Annotated in this window: 19 protein-coding genes and 1 riboswitch; of the genes, 9 read left to right on the top strand and 10 right to left on the bottom strand. The window is 73.0% G+C overall.

Annotated elements, in window-relative coordinates:
- The first annotated feature begins 61 nt into the window (after nt 1-61).
- Nucleotides 62-346: a DUF4031 domain-containing protein gene (locus GA0070607_RS14950; RefSeq protein WP_089018756.1), complete on the top strand. Its 285-nt coding sequence runs from the start codon at nt 62-64 to the stop codon at nt 344-346.
- On the opposite strand, the gene GA0070607_RS14955 is transcribed toward GA0070607_RS14950, so the two are convergent.
- Nucleotides 318-974, bottom strand: a complete 657-nt coding sequence (locus GA0070607_RS14955) for an HD domain-containing protein (RefSeq protein WP_231931047.1) — start codon at nt 972-974, stop codon at nt 318-320. The two genes, GA0070607_RS14950 and GA0070607_RS14955, sit on opposite strands and share 29 nt — an antisense overlap.
- A 106-nt stretch (nt 975-1,080) precedes the next feature.
- Here GA0070607_RS14955 and GA0070607_RS14960 point away from each other — a divergent pair, with 106 nt between their 5' ends.
- Nucleotides 1,081-2,316 (top strand): FUSC family protein, encoded by a 1,236-nt coding sequence (locus tag GA0070607_RS14960; RefSeq protein ID WP_089021867.1) that lies wholly within the window; start codon nt 1,081-1,083, stop codon nt 2,314-2,316.
- A gap of 30 nt (nt 2,317-2,346) precedes the next feature.
- Here GA0070607_RS14960 and GA0070607_RS14965 read toward each other — a convergent pair whose 3' ends face one another.
- Nucleotides 2,347-3,597, bottom strand: a complete 1,251-nt coding sequence (locus GA0070607_RS14965) for an aminotransferase class V-fold PLP-dependent enzyme (RefSeq protein WP_408630907.1) — start codon at nt 3,595-3,597, stop codon at nt 2,347-2,349.
- Between the two features lie 70 nt (nt 3,598-3,667).
- A riboswitch (SAM riboswitch) is annotated at nt 3,668-3,788 on the bottom strand.
- A 23-nt stretch (nt 3,789-3,811) separates the two neighbouring features.
- On the opposite strand from GA0070607_RS14965, the gene GA0070607_RS14970 reads away from it, so the two are divergent.
- A complete protein-coding gene (locus tag GA0070607_RS14970) occupies nt 3,812-5,290 on the top strand; it encodes a PrsW family intramembrane metalloprotease (RefSeq protein WP_089018759.1) in 1,479 nt (492 codons plus the stop codon).
- A gap of 15 nt (nt 5,291-5,305) precedes the next feature.
- Here the strand turns inward: GA0070607_RS14970 and GA0070607_RS32765 are convergent, their stop codons facing one another.
- A complete protein-coding gene (locus GA0070607_RS32765; protein ID WP_172899037.1) occupies nt 5,306-5,473 on the bottom strand; it encodes a hypothetical protein in 168 nt (55 codons plus the stop codon).
- Between the two features lie 90 nt (nt 5,474-5,563).
- On the bottom strand, nt 5,564-5,902 hold the full coding sequence (locus GA0070607_RS14975; protein ID WP_089018760.1) for a GroES family chaperonin: 339 nt from the start codon (nt 5,900-5,902) through the stop codon (nt 5,564-5,566).
- Nucleotides 5,903-6,061: 159 nt separating this feature from the next.
- Here GA0070607_RS14975 and GA0070607_RS14980 point away from each other — a divergent pair, with 159 nt between their 5' ends.
- Nucleotides 6,062-7,357, top strand: a complete 1,296-nt coding sequence (locus GA0070607_RS14980; protein ID WP_089018761.1) for an AI-2E family transporter — start codon at nt 6,062-6,064, stop codon at nt 7,355-7,357.
- A 37-nt stretch (nt 7,358-7,394) separates the two neighbouring features.
- Here GA0070607_RS14980 and GA0070607_RS14985 read toward each other — a convergent pair whose 3' ends face one another.
- Complete coding sequence (locus GA0070607_RS14985; protein ID WP_172899038.1) at nt 7,395-9,584, bottom strand: ATP-dependent DNA helicase; 2,190 nt, start codon at nt 9,582-9,584, stop codon at nt 7,395-7,397.
- A 101-nt stretch (nt 9,585-9,685) separates the two neighbouring features.
- On the opposite strand from GA0070607_RS14985, the gene GA0070607_RS14990 reads away from it, so the two are divergent.
- A complete protein-coding gene (locus tag GA0070607_RS14990) occupies nt 9,686-10,192 on the top strand; it encodes a DUF402 domain-containing protein (protein WP_089018762.1) in 507 nt (168 codons plus the stop codon).
- 26 nt (nt 10,193-10,218) lie between these two features.
- On the opposite strand, the gene sigJ is transcribed toward GA0070607_RS14990, so the two are convergent.
- On the bottom strand, nt 10,219-11,184 hold the full coding sequence (gene sigJ / locus GA0070607_RS14995; RefSeq protein WP_089018763.1) for an RNA polymerase sigma factor SigJ: 966 nt from the start codon (nt 11,182-11,184) through the stop codon (nt 10,219-10,221).
- A 145-nt stretch (nt 11,185-11,329) separates the two neighbouring features.
- On the opposite strand from sigJ, the gene GA0070607_RS15000 reads away from it, so the two are divergent.
- From GA0070607_RS15000 to GA0070607_RS15010, 3 genes are all read left to right on the top strand, one after another.
- Nucleotides 11,330-12,271, top strand: coding sequence for a PPK2 family polyphosphate kinase (locus tag GA0070607_RS15000; protein WP_089018764.1), 942 nt, complete (start codon nt 11,330-11,332; stop codon nt 12,269-12,271).
- Between the two features lie 127 nt (nt 12,272-12,398).
- Nucleotides 12,399-13,025 (top strand): DUF47 domain-containing protein, encoded by a 627-nt coding sequence (locus GA0070607_RS15005; RefSeq protein ID WP_074314917.1) that lies wholly within the window; start codon nt 12,399-12,401, stop codon nt 13,023-13,025.
- A gap of 10 nt (nt 13,026-13,035) precedes the next feature.
- On the top strand, nt 13,036-14,043 hold the full coding sequence (locus GA0070607_RS15010) for an inorganic phosphate transporter (protein WP_089021869.1): 1,008 nt from the start codon (nt 13,036-13,038) through the stop codon (nt 14,041-14,043).
- An 84-nt stretch (nt 14,044-14,127) separates the two neighbouring features.
- Here the strand turns inward: GA0070607_RS15010 and GA0070607_RS15015 are convergent, their stop codons facing one another.
- Nucleotides 14,128-15,096, bottom strand: a complete 969-nt coding sequence (locus tag GA0070607_RS15015) for a Gfo/Idh/MocA family protein (RefSeq protein ID WP_089018765.1) — start codon at nt 15,094-15,096, stop codon at nt 14,128-14,130.
- A 273-nt stretch (nt 15,097-15,369) separates the two neighbouring features.
- Between GA0070607_RS15015 and GA0070607_RS15020 the strand changes: the two genes are divergently transcribed.
- Complete coding sequence (locus GA0070607_RS15020) at nt 15,370-16,203, top strand: NUDIX hydrolase (RefSeq protein WP_089018766.1); 834 nt, start codon at nt 15,370-15,372, stop codon at nt 16,201-16,203.
- A gap of 70 nt (nt 16,204-16,273) precedes the next feature.
- Here GA0070607_RS15020 and pstB read toward each other — a convergent pair whose 3' ends face one another.
- From pstB to pstC, 3 genes are read right to left on the bottom strand one after another with little or no spacing between them, the layout of a single operon-like run.
- Nucleotides 16,274-17,050, bottom strand: a complete 777-nt coding sequence (pstB, locus tag GA0070607_RS15025) for a phosphate ABC transporter ATP-binding protein PstB (RefSeq protein ID WP_089018767.1) — start codon at nt 17,048-17,050, stop codon at nt 16,274-16,276.
- A 17-nt stretch (nt 17,051-17,067) separates the two neighbouring features.
- Complete coding sequence (pstA, locus tag GA0070607_RS15030) at nt 17,068-18,156, bottom strand: phosphate ABC transporter permease PstA (RefSeq protein WP_089018768.1); 1,089 nt, start codon at nt 18,154-18,156, stop codon at nt 17,068-17,070.
- A complete protein-coding gene (gene pstC, locus GA0070607_RS15035; RefSeq protein ID WP_089018769.1) occupies nt 18,153-19,244 on the bottom strand; it encodes a phosphate ABC transporter permease subunit PstC in 1,092 nt (363 codons plus the stop codon). The genes pstA and pstC overlap by 4 nt, the downstream gene beginning before the upstream one ends.
- Nucleotides 19,245-19,251 lie beyond the last annotated feature (7 nt).

Here is a 19,251-nt window from a genome sequence, read left to right on the forward strand (position 1 = left end):
AGGCTAGGTCGCCCGCCGCCGATCATCAACATGATCGACTGCGCGGGCTAGCTTGGGCACCATGCTCTACCTGGACCGGCCTGCCTGGCCGTGGCGCGGTCGGCTCTGGTCACACCTGATCAGCGACCTCTCGTACGCCGAGTTGCACGCCTTCGCCGAGACGCTGGGCGCGCCCCTGCGCGGTTTCGACCGTGATCACTACGACATCCCGGCCGACCGGTTCGCGGCGGCGGTGTGGCTCGGGGCCCGGGTGGTGCCGAGCCGGGAGCTGGTGCGGTTGCTCCGCGACGCCGGCCTGCGTCGCCCGAAGCATCTGGTCAGCCCGCGCCCACCGGCGGCCCGGTGAGCGTGGCCAGCTCACGGCGCAGGTTGGCCCGGGCCGGCTGCTCCCACCGGCTCGCCAGCGGTGGCAGCCGGAACAGCGCGGGCAGCGCCAGCAGTCCGCCGAGCACTGCGGCCCGCCCGGCCCGGAAAGCCGGCTCCGGCACGTGTGCGTACTCCTGCCGGACGGCAGCGGCGTAGCTGTCGTACACGGTTGGCGGCGCGGCCAGCACGCCGAGGTCCGCGTCGCAGAGCAGAGCGCCGTCCCGGTCGCCCGGCGGCACCGCGTGCCCGGCGGTGAGCAGCACCAGCCTGCGCACCTGAGCCACCGCGGGCGCCGGCACGCCGAGCCCGGTGAGCACGTTCCCGGCCAACGCGGCGCTGTCCCGTTCGTTGGCGTCGCCGGCGGCCCGCGGGTCGTAGACCGCGTCGTGGCACCAGGCCGCCAGCCGGACCAGGTCGGCCCGCTCGGCGAGCCCGGCGTGCCGGTCCACCACGTCGAGCACGGCGGTCAGGTGTGCCACCGTGTGGTAGCGCCGGTGCGGCTCCCGCCAACGGGCGAGCAGCCGTTCCCCGGCCCGCGTCGAGCCGGCGCCGGGTTTCGCCCCGGCGCCCCGGGCCGCCGCCCGCCACCGGTCCAGCAGATCGGCCACCGCCCGAGTCTGCCGCATCCGCCCGCCATGTGCCGAGCGGGAGGATTCAGCGGGCGCGCCCTGGGTAGTCGCGCCCATGGCCGTGGCCCGGGACAAACGACCTCCGATGGTGCGGCGCACCGCGCTGCGTGAAGGGCTGGTGGACATCGACGGCGCGCGGATCGCCGAGGCCACCGAGGAGCTGCGGCACCGCGGCCGGGCCACCCTGCACGACCGGCTGCACCGGGTGCGGATGGCCGGTGGTCTGGCGGTGCAGGCCGGGCTCGCAGCCGCGCTGGCGTACTTCGTCTCGCACCGGCTGCTCGGCAACCCGCAGCCGGTCTTCGCGCCGATCTCCGCTGTCGGCACCCTGGCCGCGTCGGTCGGCCAGCGGTTCCGCCGGACCGTGGAGCTGATCGTCGGGGTGGGGATCGGGGTGGCGATCGGCGACCTCCTGATCTACCTGCTCGGCACCGGCGCGTGGCAGCTCGGCCTGGTGGTCACGGTGGCGATCCTGCTCACCATCTTCGCCGGGGCCAGCGTGGCCATCGTCATCCAGGCGGCGGCCACGGCGGTGCTGATCGTCACGCTGAGCCCGTCGACCCAGAACCTGGAGATTCCGCGCTTCGTCGACGCGTTCCTCGGCGGTGGGATCGCGCTGCTGGTGACGGCGGTGCTGCTGCCGCTGAACCCGCTCCGGGTGATCAATCGCGCGGCCCGACCGGCGCTGGACCTGCTCGCCGCCCAGCTCGACGCCACCGCCGACGGGCTGCGCAAACGGGACCGCGCCACAATCCAGCAGGCACTGGAGCGGCTGCGGAACAACAAGGAGGAGCTGGCCACGTTGGCCGAGGCGATCGAGGGGGCGAAGGAGACCGCCACCCTCTCCCCGGCCCGCTGGCACCGGCGGGACGAGCTGACCCACTACGCGGAGGCGGCCGACCCGATCGACCGGGCGATGCGCAACGCCGGCACGTTGATCCGCCGGTCCGTCACGCTGATCGAGGACGAGGAGCCCGCGCCGGATCCGATGCCCGACGCGATCAACCACCTCGCCGAGTCGGTCCGGTTGCTCAAGCACGAGTTCGCCGTGGGCGAGGAACCACAGAAGGCCCGGGAGCGGTCGCTGCGCGCGGTCAGTGAAGCCGGCCGGGCGTACGGCGCCGGGGTCGGTTTCTCGGGCAGCGTGGTGGTCGCCCAGATCCGTACCGCGGCGAGTGACCTGCTGGTGGCCTCCGGGATCGAACAGGAGGAGGCGAACCGGTGCATCCGCACCGCGTTCGGGGAGCAGGAGCGGCCGATCGGTGAACCGGCCGAGCCGGGCGAGACGCCGAAACCCCCCACCGCCCCACCGGTCGGCTGACCGGTCCACCGCGCCGCCCGCCGGCCGGGCTCACCCCAGCGTGGCGAGAGCGGCGAGCAGCCGGTCCACCTGGGCGGGCGTGCTGCCCAGGCCGATGCTGGCGCGCAGTGCGGTGGGCGGCAGATCCCGTCGGCCGGTGCGCCCGGCCGCCTCGGTGAGCAGCCGCCGAGCCAGCGGGTGGGCACAGAACAGCCCGTCCCGTACGCCGATCCGGTGGTCGGCCGCCAACCGCGCGGCCACCTCGGCCGAGTCCCACCCGGCGACCACGAACGAGACGATGCCGACGCGGGGCGCGTCCGGGCCGAAGGTGCGCAGCTCCACCACGTGCGAAAGGGCGGCGATGCCGGTCCGCAGCCGAGTCAGCAACGCCTGCTCGCTGGCGGCCAGCGCCGCCCGGTCCACCCGGGCCAGCGCCGCGCACACCGCGGCCAGTGCCACCGCGCCGAGCAGGTTCGGCGTGCCGCCCTCGTGCCGTGCCGGGCCGGTCGCCCAGGTCACATCGTGCGTGGCCGGCCCGACGTGGGTGGTGGCGCCGCCGCCGGCCAGGTATGGCGGAGCGGCGTCCAGCCAGTCCGCCCGGCCGACCAGCACGCCCGCGCCGAATGGCGCGTACAGCTTGTGGCCGGAGACGGCCAGGTAGTCCACGTCGAGCGCGAGCAGGTCGACCGGTGCGTGCGGGGCGAGCTGCGCGGCGTCGAGGACGATCCGTGCCCCGTGCCGGTGGGCGACCCGGGCCAGCTCGGCGACCGGCCAGCGCTCGCCTGTCACGTTGCTCGCCCCGGTCACCGCGACCAGCACCGGCAGCGCCGGGTTGCTGTCCCGGCGCAGCTCGGTGAGGGCGGCGGCGAGGGCGCGTACCGCCTCGGCGGGACCGGCGGGCACCGGCAGCCGTACCGAGCCGCGCGGCCAGGGCAGCAGGTTGGCGTGGTGCTCACCGGCGAAGGTGACCACCGTCGTGCCTGCGGGCACCGCCCGCGCCAGCAGGTTGAGCGCGTCCGTGGTGTTGCGGGTGAAGATCACGTGGTCGTCGGCGCGGGCGCCGAAGAAGTCTCCCACCGTCTGCCGGGCCCGCTCGTAGGCCAGCGTGCAGCGCCGGGACAGCGCTCCCGCGCCCCGGTGCACGCTCGCGTACCAGGGCAGCAGCTCGGCCACCGCGTCGGCGGCGGCCCGGGCGCACGGCGCGCTGGCCGCGTAGTCCAGGTTGATCTCGCCCGGTACGCCGAGCACGTCGAGCGGCCGTGACGGGGCCGGCGCGGGCGTGGTGCCGGACCGGGCGGGCAGCGAGGGTACGAGGGTGACGGACACGCCGGAACCTCCGGGGTCAGGGACCCCGGGTGCGACGTCGGGACGGGGTCCGCGCTTGCCCAGCACACCGATCGGGCTGGGCCCGGTCATCACCCGGGGCACCCCACCGCGAACTCGACGAGGGTTGCCGGCCAGCAAGCCGGGGCTTGACGCTGGCGCTCGTGACCTGCCGGCAGCATAGCGGCTGCCGATGGGCCCGGACCAGCCGGCGGCGGATGGCTACGCTGACCGCATGGCCGACACCCCGCCCGGTGCACCCCTGCCGTCGCCGCCCGCGTCCGCAGCCCCGTCCGCCGGCGCGACGCCCCGGATGCCGCTGCGCCGACTGGGCTGGCGGCGATTCCTGGTGCTGGCGGGGGTGGTGCTGTTCATCGCGGGGTGCGCGGTGTTCATGGTCTTCACGCTCGGCCAGTCGCTCGGCGTGCGGGCACTGCTGATCGGGGTGGTCGCCGCCATCCTGCCGGTGCCGGTGCTGGTCGCCTGCTTCCTCTGGCTCGACCGGTACGAACCGGAGCCGCTGAAGTATCTGATCTTCTGTTTCGCCTGGGGCGCGTTCGTCTCCACCGCCGCCGCGCTCACCGTGAACGAGTTCGCCGCCGCCCGGTTCGCCGACTGGGGGCTGCCGGCCGCGCTCACCGGGGTGCTGGTGGCGCCGTTCATCGAGGAGCTGACCAAGGCCCTCGGCCCGATCCTGCTGCTGGTGTTCCGCCGCCGCGAGTGGTCGGGGATCACCGACGGGCTGGTCTACTGCGGGCTCTCCGCGGTCGGCTTCGCCATGGTGGAGAACATCCTCTACCTGGGCGGGTACGGCTACGCGGCCGGCGCCGACCGGTACGGACCGGCGACCGGCACCCAGCAGGTCATCGCCATCTTCATCGTCCGGATCCTGCTGTTCGGGTTCGCCCATCCGCTGTTCACCTCGATGACCGGTGTGGGGCTCGGTGTCGCGGCCCGGACCGCCGACCGGCGGGTGCGGGTGCTCGCCCCGGTCGCCGGGCTGCTGCTGGCGATGATGCTGCACGGCACCTGGAACCTGCTGCCGACGCTCACCCAGGCCACCGGGGAGGCGCTGATCATGCTGTACGGCTTCCTGGGCCTGATGGTGCCGATCTTCTTCGGCATGGTGGGGCTGGCGGTGTGGCTGCGCGCGTGGGAGGGACGGCTCACCGAGCGCACGTTGCCGGACTACGTGCGCGCCGGCTGGCTGAGCCCACCCGAGGTGGCCGCGCTGAGCAGCCTCGGTCGCCGGCACGCGGCACGCAGTTGGGCGCGTCGGGTGGCCGGGGACGCCGGGGTGCGGGCGATGCGCGGGTACCAGTTCGCCGCCACCCGGCTGGCCCTGCTGCGCGACGGGTCGCTGCGCGGCCTCGATCGCAAGCCCGCCGACCGGGAACGGACGGCCGCCGAGGAGCGGGAGCTGCTGGAGGCGATCACCGCGTACCGGTCGTTCTTCGTGGGGCGGGACCCGCAGGCCCCGGCCGGGGTCTGGGACGGGAGCCGCTACCACCTGCGCTTCCCGGACGGCTCGCAGCGTCCGGTGGCCGCGCCGGAGGAGCCGGTGGTGCCGATCCCGGTGGTGCTGGCCCCGCCGCCGCCTCCGCTGGGATATGCCCAGCCCGGCTGGTACGGCCCTCCGCCGGCGGGGTCCTGGCCGTCCGGTCACCGGTGACGGTTGGCGGACGGCTCAGGTCATCAGGGTGGTGAGGAAGTCACCGAGGCCCTGGGCCATCGCCACCAGCATGGCCCCGATCGCCTTGAACATCTGCGCGGCGCCGTCCGGCCGGAACGCCATGAAGTAGATCAGGAACGCGACGCTGCCCCAGGCCAGCAGCTTCTTCACGAATACCGGCATCGTCCCTCCCCAGGGCCACTGTCGCCGGATGGCTTCCCGCCGTGCGGCCCGGCAAACGGCGCACGGTGCGTGGTGGCCGGGGGAGACGCGTCAGAGGTAGAGGCCGGTGGAGTCGTTCTCGATCCGCTCGGCGGCCACGGCGTGCACGTCCCGCTCCCGCAGCAGCACGTACCCGCGACCGTGCAGCTCGACCTCGGAGCGGTCGTCCGGGTCGAAGAGCACCCGGTCGCCGGAGACGATGGCGCGGACGTTCGGCCCCACCCCGACGGCGGTGGCCCAGGCGAGGCGCTTGCCGACCGCGGCGGTGGCCGGGATGACGATGCCGGCGGTGGAGCGGCGCTCGCCCTCGCTGCCCTCCATCCGCACCAGCACGCGGTCGTGCAGGAGGCGGATCGGCAGGCCGGCGTCGAGATCCTGGTCTGCGGTCACGCCGCAGACGCTACCGTGTCGCCGACGGCCGGCCCGACGGTGGTTACGCCCGAGGCGGGCGGGGCAATGTGTCGCGGAACTGCCCTATGGTGTCGGGAGCGGACGTAAGCTGTCCGACCTGTCGCTGTGGGCGGACCAGTTCTCTGCCAGGAGGTGCGCTTGAGCCGCTTCGAGCGGGTACGCGGGCGGCTCCGCCGCGCCTACCAGTCGGGACGGGAGTCGGTACGCGCCGATCGGAGCGCGCCCAGCGACGGCTCGGAGACCCGGGTGGCCACACCCGCCGTGCCGGGGCCGGCCGCGCCGCCGTCGGCCACGGTCGTCGGCGCGGCACCTCCGGCGGACGTGCACAGCTCGACGGCGAGCCGCGACGACGCGGACGTCCCGCACGGGCTGCGGATCGCCGCCGCCTGGTGCTGGCGGCTGATCGTGATCGGCGTGGTGGCCTGGGCGCTGCTCCGGATCGTCGGCACCATCAAGATCGTGATCATCCCGCTGGCCATCGCCCTGCTGCTCTCGGCGTTGCTCGCACCGGCGGTGGGCTGGCTGCTGCGGGCCCGGCTTCCCCGGTCGCTGGCGACGGCGGTGGTGCTGGTCGGCGGCCTGGTGGGAGTGATCGGCACGCTGACCCTGGTGGTCAACGAGTTCATCCAGGGGGCGCCGGAGCTGAGCGAGAAGTCCTCGCAGGGCGTCCGGCAGATCCAGAACTGGCTGAAGACGGGTCCCCTGCACCTCTCCGACACCCAGCTCGACCGCTACATCGACGAGGCGCAGGACTGGATCAACTCCAACACCTCGGATCTCACCAGCGGTGCGCTGAGCACCGCGGCGACGCTGGCTGAGGTGCTGACCGGCACGCTGCTGGTGCTCTTCGCGACGTTCTTCTTCCTGCGCGACGGCAACCGGATCTGGCGCTTCCTGGTCCGGCTGCTGCCGGTGGCCGCCCGCTGGAAGGTCGACGACGCCGGCCGCGCCTCCTGGCACACGCTCGGCGCCTACGTCCGGGCAACCGTGCTGGTGGCCTTCATCGACGCGGTGGGCATCGGCATCTTCCTGGTCATCTTCGACGTCCCGTTCGCCTTCCCGCTGGCCGCGCTGGTATTCCTCGGCGCGTTCATCCCGATCGTCGGTGCGGCGCTCTCCGGTGTCGTGGCGGTGCTGGTGGCGCTGGTGGACAGCGGCCCGGTCACCGCGTTGATCATCCTCGGTGCGGTGATCGGGGTGCAGCAGGTGGAGGGGCACGTGCTCCAGCCGCTGATCATGGGCCGGGCGGTGGCCATCCACCCGCTCGCGGTGATCATCGGCATCGCCGCCGGCGTGGTGCTCGCCGGGATCACCGGTGCCCTGGTGTCCGTGCCGCTGATCGCGGTGCTGAACACCGCGGTCCGCCGGCTGGCCGCCCGGACGGTCCCCGACACCCCGCCCGACGCCGTCGTCGTCGCCGCGCAGGCTCCCTGACCGGCGCCCCGGCGGAGCGTGGGGCCGGCGCGGGCGGTCAGGAGCCGGCGAGGCGTTGCAGCGCGCCGCGGGCCACCTCAGGACGGGTGGTGTACCAGAACGGCGGCAGCGAGCGACGCAGGAACGGCCCGTAGCCGCGGGCGGTCTCCAGCCGGGAGTCGAGCACGGCGACCACCCCCCGGTCACCGGTCGCCCTGATCAACCGGCCCACGCCCTGGGCCAGCCGGACCGCCGCGATCGGCACGCTGACCGCCGCGAAACCCGAACCGCCGCCCGCGTCCACGGCCGCCGCGCGCGCCGCCGCCAGCGGCTCGTCCGGCCGCGGAAAGGGCAGCCGGTCGATGACCACGAGCTGACAGGCGTCGCCCGGCACGTCCACCCCCTGCCAGAGCGACATCACGCCGAACAGGCAGCTGGAACGCTCCTCGCGGAACCGGCGGACCAGCAGCGGCAGCGCCTCCTCACCCTGCAGCAGCACCGGCAGGTCGGTCCGCGCGCGCAGCAGCTCCGCCGCCTGCTGCGCGGCCCGCCGCGAGGAGAAGAGCCCGAGAGTACGACCACCGAGCGCCTCGACCAGCGCGAGCAGCTCCTCTCCGGCCGCCTCGGGAAGCCCGGAGACGCTGGGCCGGGGCAGGTGCGCCGCGACGTACAGGATGCCCTGCCGGGCGTAGTCGAACGGCGACCCCACATCCAGCGACCGCCAACCCGGCCCTTCGGTCGCCGGAACGGTGGCGGCGTCGGCCAGCCGGCGCCCCGGCGTCTCGGCGGCCGGGCGGCCCGGGCCGGTGCGGGCGGCCAGCGAGGCGGCGGCCGGGGACGCCGGGACCGGTGGCGCGTCCAGCCCGAGGGCGCGGGCCACCGTGTCGAACCGGCCGCCCAGCGCCAGGGTGGCGGAGGTGGCGACCACTGTGCGCTCGTCGTACAGGTGGGTGGCGAGGGTGCCGGCCACCGACAGCGGCGCGACCACCAGCGCCCGCCGGCTGCCGCTGTCGTTCTTCTCCACCCAGGCCACGTCGTGATCGGCCTCCTCCAGCAGCCGCTGCGCGGTAGTGGAGAGCTCGTCCAGCACCGCCTTGGCCTGCTGCTTGCGAACCGGGTCCGGATCGTCGGACTTGACGTCGCCGATCGCGTCCAGCGCGGCGCGGGTGGCCGCGTCGAGCAGCGTGCACGCCTCCCGCAACGGCGCCGGCAGCCCGGCGGTGAGGCGCCCGGCGGGCGCCTCGGCCAAGCCGACCGCGAGGGCGTCGCCGGCCGCGGTGAGCGCCTCGGCGGTCTCCGGCCGCAGCAGCGGACGGGCCCGCCGGGTGGACCGGTCGATCAACTCCGGCACCAGCTCCGCCTGGGCCGCCGAGGAGACCCGGTCGGCCAGCTCGTGTGCCTCGTCCACGATCAGCAGCTTGTGCGGCGGCACGATGTGCCGGTCGGCCAGCATGTCGACGGCGAGCAGGCTGTGGTTGGTCACCACGATGTCGGCCTCCCGGGCCCGGGCCCGGGACGCCTCGGCGAAGCACTCCGCCCCGAACGGGCACCGGGTCGCCCCGACGCACTCCCGGGCCGGCATCGACACCAACCGCCAGGCCTGGTCGTCGACGCCCGGGTCCAGTTCGTCCCGGTCGCCGGTGGCGGTCTTCTCCGCCCAGTCGCGCAGCCGCTCGACCTGTTTGCCCAGCCGACCCGCCTCGCCGAGCCACTTCGTCCCGCCGCCCGGGCGGGTGGCCGGAGCGTCGAAGAGAGTGTCCTCCGGCTCGTCGGCTGTGGAGTTGTCCAGCCGGGCCAGGCAGAGGTAGTGGTGGCGGCCCTTGAGCACCGCGAAGGTTGGTCGGCGGCCGAGAAGCGGCTCGACCGCGTCGGCCATTCGCGGCAGGTCGTGGTCGACCAGCTGGGACTGCAATGCCAGGGTGGCGGTGGAGACCACCACCGGGCCGTCCACGGTGAGCGCCGGCGCGAGGTAGGCCAGCGACTTGCCGGTGCCGGTGCCCGCCTGGACCAGCAGGTGCTCGCCGCTGGTCACGCACTCCTCGATCGCGGTGGTCATCTCCTGCTGGCCGGGGCGCGCCGCGCCGCCGGGCACCGCGCCGACCGCCGCCGCGAGCAGCTCCGCCCCGCTGGGTCGCGCGCCCCGTCGCCGGCTCCCGGCACGGGCCGAGGGGGTGGCGGAACCGGTGGCGGTGCGGGGCGGAGTCACCGTGCGACGGTACCCGCCGCGGCCGACACGGGCTGCGCCCATCCGTCCGCGTGGCGCGGAGCCGTCGGTCCGCCGATGCGTCCGTCGGCGTCCGGTTACGGCCGCGCTACGACGCGTGGGCAGTATCGGTTAGGGTGCGAATCATGCCGAGCGACGTGGTCCGAGTGATCTACCGCAAGTACGACGGCAGCGCCCACCGTGACTACCCGGCCCGCCGGCTCGCCGAGGACGACCTCGGCATCTGGCTCGGCGTGCCGGTCGGCACCGAGTCGGTCTACCACGGCCGCCCGTCGGTGGAGAGGATCCCGTTCGTCCTGCTGGTGCCGCACCACGCCTGGTGGACGGGGATGTTCAACCCGCCACCGCGGACCAGCGAGGTCTACTGCGACATCGCGACCCCGGCCCACTGGGAGTCCGAGGACGTCGTCCACCTGATCGACCTGGACCTGGACGTGGTCCGGCGCCGCGCCACCGGTCTGGTGGAGCTGCTCGACGAGGACGAGTTCGCTGAGCACCGGGCCCGTTACGGCTACCCGGAGGACGTGGTGGTCGAGGCCGAGGCGGCGGCCCGCTGGCTGTTCGGCGCGCTCGGCGACGGCAGCGAGCCGTTCGCCACCTCCTACCGCAAGTGGCTGGCCCTGGTGGTCTGAGCCCGCGCGGGCGCCCGGCGGCCGGCTCACCAGCGCGGTGGCCACCGGTCGTCGTCGCCCAACGGCGGCAGGTCGGTCAGCTTCTCCGGGTTGAGCTGGTTGAACACGCCGGTGATCCGGCCCTCGTGCACGGCGAGCGCGGTGACCATGCGGATCGGCCGGCCGTCGGTGTGCGTCGTCTCTATCTGGAGGCCGAGCACACCGTCGACCAGCACCGGCCGGGCCAGCACCCGGTGGGTGTACCGGCCGGCCCGGCCGAACAGGCCGAGCGCGAAGCGACCCACCGCGTCGGCCCCCACCACCGGCCGACGGGCGGCCGGGAAGTGCCCACCCGAGTCGCCGACGAAGACGACGTCCGGCGCGAGTAGGCGGAGCAGCGGGTCCAGTTCGCCGGACTCGGTGGCGGCGACGAACGCCTGGAGCACCCGCCGCTGCTCGGCCGGGTCGGCGGTGTGCCGGGGCACGTCCGGTGCGGTGACCGCCCGGCGGGCCCGGGAGGCGAGCTGCCGGGCGGCCACCTCGGTGGTGCCGAGCACGTCGGCGACCCGGGCGAACGGCACCGCGAACACGTCGTGCAGCACGAGGGCGACCCGCTGCTCCGGCGCGAGCCGTTCCAGCACCACCAGCAGCGCGGTGCCGACCTGGTCGGTGCGTACCGCCCGCTCGGCGGGGTCGGGGGCGTACCCGTCGGTCGGCGCCGCGGCGCCCACCTGACCCACCACCGGCTCCGGCAGCCACTGCCCGGGGTACGCCTCCCGCCGGACCCGCGCCGAGCGGAGCACGTCCAGGCAGATCCGGGCGCAGGTGGTGGTCAGCCACGCGGACAGCTCGCGGATCTCGGCGCGGGCCGCCGGGTCTGCGAGCGCCCCGGCGTAGCGCAACCACGTCTCCTGCACCGCGTCCTCGGCCTCGCTGCGGCTGCCCAGCATCCGGTGGGCCACCGCGAGCAGCCGGCCCCGCTCGGCCTCGAACTCCGTCGCCAGGTCCCGCACGACCCACCACCCTCCCCGTTCGGCGCCTTCCCGGCATACATCCTCCCGCCAACAGGACGCGCCGGAAGCCCCGAACGTGACAGCCCGACCGGGGCCGGGCGGCGCTCGGCGGGCGGTTGGTCGGCGGGTGGGCGATGATCCGAGGATGAGCGCACCCCAGGAAGCGCAGATCGTGGCGCCCGCCGGCGGCCCGGTGCGGGAGTTGCTGCGGGTCGCCGCGCCGGTGGATCTCCCGGGAATCGACCCCCGGTCCACGCCCGGCCTGCCCGGGGCGGAGGTGACCGGAGAGCACCGCAAGGCCTGGGCCCGGGCGCAGGTGGAGCTGGTCGGCAGTGAGCTGGGCCAACAGCAGGAGATGCTCTTCGCGATGGCCAAGGCGGACTCGTACCGGCCGGCGCACCGGGTGCTGCTGGTGCTCCAGGCGATGGACTGCGGCGGCAAGGACGGCACGATCAAGCGGGTGGCCGGCGCGATGAACCCGCTGGGCCTGCACATCCGCTCGTTCGGACCGCCCACCGCGCAGGAGTTGCGGCACGACTTCCTGTGGCGCATCCGCCGGGCACTGCCGCCGCCGGGGTACGTCGGGATGTTCAACCGGTCGCACTACGAGGACGTGCTGATCGCCCGGGTCGGCTCGCTGGTGCCGGAGGCCACCTGGCGGGCCCGCTATGACGAGATCAACTCCTTCGAACGGGAACTGGTCGAGGGCGGCGTGACCCTGGTCAAGGTCATGCTGCACATCTCGTACGCCGAGCAGGGCGAGCGGCTGCTGGAGCGGCTCACCGACCCCCGCAAGCACTGGAAGTACAACCCCTCGGACGTCGACTCCCGGGCCCGTTGGGACGACTACCAGGCCGCGTACGCCGAGGCGCTGAGCCGGTGCGGCACGGACGCCGCGCCGTGGTTCGTGGTGCCGGCGGACCGCAAGTGGTACCGGGACTGGGCGGTGGCCCACCTGCTGCGGGAGACGTTCGACACCCTCGATCTGGGGTATCCGCCTGCCGATTTCGACGTGGCCCGCGAGCGCGAACGGTTGCGTGCTGGGGGAGCGGTGACGGATGAGACGGCGGAGATGAACGGCAGGTGAACGACCGGTGAACCAGGCCTGACCAGGGGTGGGCCGACGAATTCGCGGTTCTGGCGTTTCCTAGCATTCACCGAGCGGGCACCCGTAGGGTGCCCACCCCTTCCACCGACGCGACGAGGTCTGTGCTGTGAAGTTTTCCTTCCGCCCCACCGAGGGCGCCTTCTACGAGCTCTTCACCAGGGCCGCGCAGAACCTGGTCCGGGGCACCGAGCTGCTGAACGAGCTGGCCCTGCCCGGCGTCGACGTGCAGTCGGTCAGCGAGCGGCTGACCGAGGTCGAGCACGACAGCGACCAGATCACCCACGAGCTGTACAAGAAGATCAACTCGACGTTCATCACGCCGTTCGACCGGGAGGACATCTACCGGCTCGGCTCGCTGCTCGACGACGTGATGGACCACCTCGAGGCGGTCGGCGACCTGCTCTACCTGTACGGGCTGACCGAGCTTCCGGCGCTGCCGCGCGAGCTGCACGAGATGGTGAACGTGCTCGACCAGCAGGCCAAGTTGACCGCCGAGGCGATGCCCCGGCTGAAGTCGATGAAGGACCTCGAGGACTACTGGATCGAGTGCAACCGGCTGGAGAACGAGGGCGACCGGATCAACCGGCAGCTGCTCGTCCGCCTCTTCTCCGGCGAGTACGACGCGTTGACGGTGCTGAAGATGAAGGAGGTGGCCGACGAGCTGGAGGCCGCCTGCGACGCCTTCGAGCACGTGGCCAACACCGTCGAGACCATCGCGGTCAAGGAGTCCTGAACCAGTGACTCTGACACCCGAACTCATCGCCGTGCTGGCGGTGATCGGGGTAGCCCTGGCGTTCGACTACACCAACGGCTTCCACGACGCCGCCAACGCGATCGCGACAAGCGTCTCCACCCGGGCGCTGACCCCTCGGATCGCCCTCGGCCTCGCCGCGGTCGGCAACTTCGTCGGCGCCCACTTCGGCGCCGGTGTGGCCAAGACCGTCGGCGACGGCCTGGTCATCCTGCCCACCGGGGTGAGCAGCCTCGGGGTGGTCTTCGCCGGGGTGCTCGGCGCGATCGCCTGGAACCTGATCACCTGGTACTTCGGTCTCCCGTCGTCGTCCTCGCACGCGCTCTTCGGCGGCCTGGTCGGCGCCACCCTGCTGTCCAGCGGCGGTGTGGTGCAGTGGGTCACCATCGGTGAGAAGGTCCTCCTGCCGATGGTGCTGTCGCCGATCGTCGGCCTCACCCTCGGCTACCTGCTGATGCTGGCCATCCTCTGGCTGTTCCGGAAGGGGCAGCCGGGCAAGCTCAACCGGGGCTTCCGCTGGGCGCAGACCGTCTCGGCGGCGGCCATGTCGGTAGGCCACGGCATGCAGGACGCCGCGAAGACCATGGGAATCGTGGTGCTGGCGCTCTACACCGGTGGCTTCCAGGACGACAAGACGCACATCCCCGGCTGGGTGTTCTGGACCTCGGCGACCATGCTGGCCCTGGGCACGTACGCCGGGGGTTGGCGGATCATCCGCACTCTCGGCCGCAAGATCATCGACCTCGGTCCGCCGGAGGGCTTCGCCGCCGAGACGGTGGCCAGCGCGGTGCTCTACTTCAACGCCCTGGTGCTGAAGGCACCGATCTCCACCACCCACACGATCACCTCGGCGATCATGGGCGTGGGCGCGACCAAGCGGCTCTCCGCGGTCCGCTGGAACGTCGCCGGCAACATCGTGATCGCCTGGATCATCACGTTCCCGGCCGCCGCGCTCTTCGCCTGCATCTCGTACCTGCTGGTCCGCCCGCTCTTCGGCTGACCCGCGCACCGCGCACCGCGCACCCAAGTGAAAGGAAGGGCCCCTTATTAACGCCAGGCGTTAATAAGGGGCCCTTCCTTTCACTCACAGGTAGCGCACGCCGATCTGCTCGCGTACGGCGTCCAGCAGGGCCATCACCTCGAGGGTGGTGGTGTGCGGCACCAGCGGGCTCTCGGTCAGCCCGGCCGCGAGGCAGCGCTGCACCTCGATCGCTTCGTACTGGTAGCCGTTGCCGGCCGTGTCGGCGGTGATCGTCTCCGGCTCGGCGCCGTCCCGCCACAGGGTCAGCGAGCCCGGCCGGAAGAACGGCTCCGGCAGGTCGATCCGGCCGGTGCTGCCGGTGATCGAGGCGGACAGGCCACTCGAGCCGACCATGCCGCAGCTCAGGGTGGCCAGCGCGCCGGTGTCGTAGCCGAACAGTATGCCGGTGTTCTCGTCCACCCCCTCCGGGCCGAGCTTCGCCCAGGACCGGATGTGCTGCGGCACGCCGAGCAGCAGGTGGGCCAGGCTGATCGGGTAGACCCCAAGGTCGAGCAGGGCGCCTCCGCCCAGCGCCAGGGCCCGCATCCGGTGCTCCGGCGGGAAGGGCCCGGACACCCCGAAGTCGGCCCGGACGCTGCTCACCGTGCCGATCGCGCCCTCCGCGATCAGCTCGGCCGCCCGGAGGATGAGCGGGTTGGTCCGCATCCACATGGCCTCCATCAGGAAGACCCCGGCGGCGCGGGCGGTGTCCACCAGGTCGTTGCTGCTGGCCAGGTCGAGGGTGAACGGCTTCTCCAGGAGCACGGCCCGCCCGGCCGTCAGGCAGGTCATCGCCGCCTCGTGGTGCGCGGCGTGCGGGGTGGCCACGTAGATCACGTCGACCTCCGGGTCGGCGGCCAGCTCCACCCAGGAGCCGTAGGCGCGCTTCGCGCCGTGCTTGTCGGCGAAGCGCTGCGCGCTGTCCGCGGCGCGGGAGCCGACCGCGACCAGTTCGGCGTCCGGCACCAGCCGGAGGTCTTCGGCGAAACGGCTGGCGATGTGGCCGGTGGCCAGGATGCCCCAACGAGTCATGTCGGCACGCTAGCCGAGCCGGGTGAACGACCGAACGCCCGGCGGCCGCCGGCTCATCCGTCGGGACCGCGGTGCACGTACTGGTCGCCGCGCCGCGCCGCGCCGCTCCGGCTGGCCACCCCTGCACGTCCCCCTTTGCTCTGCTTACACGGGCGCAACAGTTACCGGCCGTCTCTGTTGCGTGGGCTGAAGCAGAGCAAAGGGCGGTCCGAGGGGCGCCGACCGGCACACCGGCCGGGCCGGGGTGGTCGGTCGGGGAACTAGGCTCGCGACATGACGATCGACAGTGACGGCTTCGCCGCCCCGGCCGCCCTGGTCGAGCACGCGCGGCGGTTCCGGGCCGAGGGCGGCACCCCGGCGGTGCCCCGGGTCGCGGCCACCGTGTTGCTGCTGCGTCCGTCCGGCGCCGACTTCGAGGTGTACGTCATCCGCCGGGTCGCCGCGATGACCTTCGGCGGGATGTACGCCTTCCCCGGCGGTGGCGTGGACCGCTCCGACTCCGCCGCACACCTGGACTGGGCCGGCCCGGCACCGAGCGCGTGGGCGGGGCGGCTCGGGGTGGCCCCGGACGCCGCCCAGGCGGTCGTCTGCGCCGCCGCCCGGGAGGTCTTCGAGGAGGCCGGCGTGCTGCTCGCGGGCCCGGACCCGGCGACCGTGGTGGGTGACGTCAGCGGCGACGACTGGGAGGCGGCCCGGCAGGACCTGGAGGGACGCCGGTTGGGCTTCGCCGCGCTGCTCGCCGACCGGCGCCTGACGCTGCGCTCGGACCTGCTGCTGCCCTGGAGCCGGTGGATCACACCGGAGTTCGAGCCGCGACGCTTCGACACGTACTTCTTCGTCGCCCTGCTGCCGGCCGGGCAGCGGACCCGGGACGTCTCCGGCGAGGCCGACCACACGCTGTGGATCCGACCGGCGGACGCGCTGGCCCGGGCCGAGGCCGGCGAGCTGACAATGCTGCCGCCGACTCTCGTCACGCTGGCCCAGGTTGCGGCCGCCGGCGACCTGGCCGGGGTTGCGCAGGCGGCGGCCGACCGGGATGCCGCCACCCCGGTCACCCCACGACTGGACTTCCCGGCCGACGGCGAGCCCCGCTTCGTGCTCGGCTGACCCGCCCGGGATACGCCAAGGGGCGCCGGTCAGGTCGACCGACGCCCCGCGCGGAGCAGGAACCAGCGGCTCAGCCGAAGCGGCCGGTGATGTAGTCCTCGGTCTTCTTCACGCTCGGGTTGCTGAAGATCTTCTGCGTGTTGTCGTACTCGATCAGCCGGCCCGGGTCGCCGGTCTTCTCGATCGAGAAGAAGGCGGTCCGGTCCGACACCCGAGCGGCCTGCTGCATGTTGTGCGTCACGATGATGATCGTGAACTTGTCCTTGAGCTGGAACATCAGGTCCTCGATGGCCAGCGTGGAGATCGGGTCCAGGGCCGAGCAGGGCTCGTCCATCAGCACGACCTGCGGCTCGACCGCGATGGTCCGGGCGATGCAGAGCCGCTGCTGCTGACCGCCGGAGAGGCCCGCGCCGGGCTTGCCCAGCCGGTCCTTGACCTCGTCCCACAGGTTCGCCGAGCGCAGCGCCTTCTCGGCCGCGTCCTCCAGGATCGACTTGCGGCGGACGCCGTTGAGCTTCAACCCGGCCACCACGTTCTCGAAGATGCTCATCGTGGGGAACGGGTTCGGCCGCTGGAAGACCATGCCGATCGTGCGCCGGACCGCCGTGACGTCCACGTCCCGGTCGTAGATGTCCTGGTCGTCGATGGTCAGGCTGCCCTCGACCCGAGCCCCCGGCAGCACCTCGTGCATCCGGTTGATCGACCGTAGGAAGGTGGACTTGCCGCAGCCGGACGGGCCGATGAGGGCGGTGACAGTCTTCGGCTCGACGGTCAGGTTGATGTTCTCGATGGCCTTGAAGGCACCGTAGTAGGCGGTGACGTTCGAGGCTTCGATGCGCTTGGCCATGGTGGTACCTCCGGGGTTCATCGGCTGAGCCGGTTACGGCGGGCCAGCAGCTTCGCCGCGATCGTCAGGATCAGCACGAGGGCGACCAGGGTGAGTGCGGCGGTCCACGCCCGTGCCGGCGCGTACCTCGACGCGTCACCGGCCTGCTGGTAGACGAAGAGGGACAGCGACGACTGGTTGTTCTCGAAGGGGTTGGTGTTGATCGCGGCGCCGCCGCCGGCGACCAGCAGCACCGGTGCGGTCTCGCCGGCCGCGCGGGCGATGGCGAGCATGACGCCGGTGACGATGCCGGGCAGCGCGGTCGGCAGCACCACCCGCAGGATGGTCTTCCACTTGGGTACGCCGAGCGCGTACGCGCCCTCGCGCAGTGGCGCCGGGACGAGGCGGAGCATCTCCTCGGTGGACCGGACGATGGTGGGCAGCATCAGCACGCTCAGCGCGAGCGCGGCCGCGAAGCCGGAGAAGCTCGGCCGGCCGTCGTTGAACCACGGCGACACGACCAGCACCCAGAACGCCAGCACGAAGAGGCCGGAGACGATCGACGGGATGCCGGTCATCACGTCCACGAAGAACCGGATCGCGAAGGCGAACTTGCCCCGGCCGTACTCGACGATGTAGATGGCGCAGAGGATGCCGAGCGGCACGGTGATCAGGGTGGCGATGCCGACCTGCTCCAGCGTGCCGACGATCGCGTGGTACGCGCCGCCCTCGGGGTCGCGGGCCCCGATGTTGTTCATCGAGGTCTGGAAGAAGTTGATGTCCAGCCGCTCGGCGCCCTTGCTGACCAGCGTCCAGACCACCGATACGAGCGGCAGCACCGCCAGCACGAACGCGGAGTGGATCAGCGCGCTCCAGGTGCGGTTGCGGGCCGACCGGCGCCCCTCGACCGCGTTGGCCGCGGCGAAGAGCCCGATCAGGTACAGGGCCGCGCCGAGGGCGACCACGAGGACCGGGCCGCCGATGCCGGCGCCGTAGACGACCACGGCGGAGAGCGCCAGGGCCGCCACGGCGATGGCGGGTGCGGCGTACCGGGGCAGCCGCCGGGCCCGCAGCGAGGCGGGCTGGGCCGGCGGACGGGTGCGGTGGGAGGTGACGGTGGTGGTCATGCGGCCGACTCCGTGAACTCCCGGCGGCGGTAGATGATCGCCCGGGCGGTGATGTTGACGAGCAGCGTGATGGTGAAGAGCACCAGACCGGAGGCGATCAACGCGCCGCGGCCGGTCTCGTTCGCCTCGCCGAACGCGTTGGCGATGTTGGCGGCGATGGTGTTGCCGCCGTTCTGGATCAGGTTGAACGAGATGCCGAAGGTGATGCCGAGGGTCAGCGCGAGGGCGATGGTCTCACCGAGAGCGCGGCCCAGCCCGAGCATCACCGCGGCGATGATGCCGGGGCGGCCGTAGGGCAGCACCGCGGTGCGGAGCATCTCCCAGCGGGTGGCGCCCAGGGCGAGGGCGGCCTCCTCGTTCGCGGTCGGCGTCTGGAGGAACACCTCGCGGGAGAGCGAGGTGATGATCGGCAACACCATGATCGCGAGCACCAGGGCGCCCAGCATGATCGACTTACCGAACGGGCCGTCGCCGCCGAAGATCGGGATCCAGCCGAAGTACTCGTTGAGCCAGACCGAGAAGTCCCGGACCGGGTTGATGAAGATGTCCCGACCCCAGAGGCCGAAGACCACACTCGGCACGGCGGCGAGCAGGTCGATCAGGAAACCGAGCGCGGTGCCCAGCCGGCGCGGCGCGTAGTGCGACAGGTAGAGCGCGATGCCCAGCGCCACCGGCACCGCCATGAGCAGTGCCAGCGCCGAGCTGAGCACTGTGCCGAAGGCGAGCGTGCCGATACCGAACTTGGGCTGTGTCTCGTTGGGGGACCAGCCCTCGTAGGACCAGAAGTTCTCGGTGTTGGCGCGCAGCGCCGGCACCGCCTTGGCGAGCAGGAAGATCGCGATGGCGGCGATGATGACCAGGACGGCGGTCCCGGCGGCCAGGGTGAGACCGTGGAAGGCGCGCTCGGCGTCGAACTTCCGGCTACGTGGCAGCGCGCCGCCGCCGCCCAGCCCGGCATCGCCCGGGAAACGGGTGCTGACTGGTGCCTCGGCCACACGCGCCGAGGCACCGACGGGCCACTCGTGACTCTGGGTCACGCGCGTCCCGCCGGTGCCGGCGTCGGCCGAGCGGTGGGGGGTTTCACCCATCTGCTCG

Source organism: Micromonospora coriariae, assembly GCF_900091455.1.
Taxonomy (GTDB): Bacteria; Actinomycetota; Actinomycetes; order Mycobacteriales; family Micromonosporaceae; genus Micromonospora; species Micromonospora coriariae.

Bases quoted from the DNA above. Each gene is read 5' to 3' on its own strand.
- GA0070607_RS14970 (WP_089018759.1), top strand. From the start codon at position 3,812: ATGGGCCCGGACCAGCCGGCGGCGGATGGCTACGCTGACCGCATGGCC.
- GA0070607_RS14985 (WP_172899038.1), bottom strand. From the start codon at position 9,584: ATGGGCGCAGCCCGTGTCGGCCGCGGCGGGTACCGTCGCACGGTGACT.
- pstB (WP_089018767.1), bottom strand. From the start codon at position 17,050: ATGGCCAAGCGCATCGAAGCCTCGAACGTCACCGCCTACTACGGTGCC.
- GA0070607_RS15015 (WP_089018765.1), bottom strand. From the start codon at position 15,096: ATGACTCGTTGGGGCATCCTGGCCACCGGCCACATCGCCAGCCGTTTC.
- GA0070607_RS15020 (WP_089018766.1), top strand. From the start codon at position 15,370: ATGACGATCGACAGTGACGGCTTCGCCGCCCCGGCCGCCCTGGTCGAG.
- GA0070607_RS32765 (WP_172899037.1), bottom strand. From the start codon at position 5,473: ATGCCGGTATTCGTGAAGAAGCTGCTGGCCTGGGGCAGCGTCGCGTTC.
- pstC (WP_089018769.1), bottom strand. From the start codon at position 19,244: ATGGGTGAAACCCCCCACCGCTCGGCCGACGCCGGCACCGGCGGGACG.
- GA0070607_RS14990 (WP_089018762.1), top strand. From the start codon at position 9,686: ATGCCGAGCGACGTGGTCCGAGTGATCTACCGCAAGTACGACGGCAGC.
- GA0070607_RS14960 (WP_089021867.1), top strand. From the start codon at position 1,081: ATGGTGCGGCGCACCGCGCTGCGTGAAGGGCTGGTGGACATCGACGGC.
- pstA (WP_089018768.1), bottom strand. From the start codon at position 18,156: ATGACCACCACCGTCACCTCCCACCGCACCCGTCCGCCGGCCCAGCCC.
- GA0070607_RS14950 (WP_089018756.1), top strand. From the start codon at position 62: ATGCTCTACCTGGACCGGCCTGCCTGGCCGTGGCGCGGTCGGCTCTGG.
- GA0070607_RS15000 (WP_089018764.1), top strand. From the start codon at position 11,330: ATGAGCGCACCCCAGGAAGCGCAGATCGTGGCGCCCGCCGGCGGCCCG.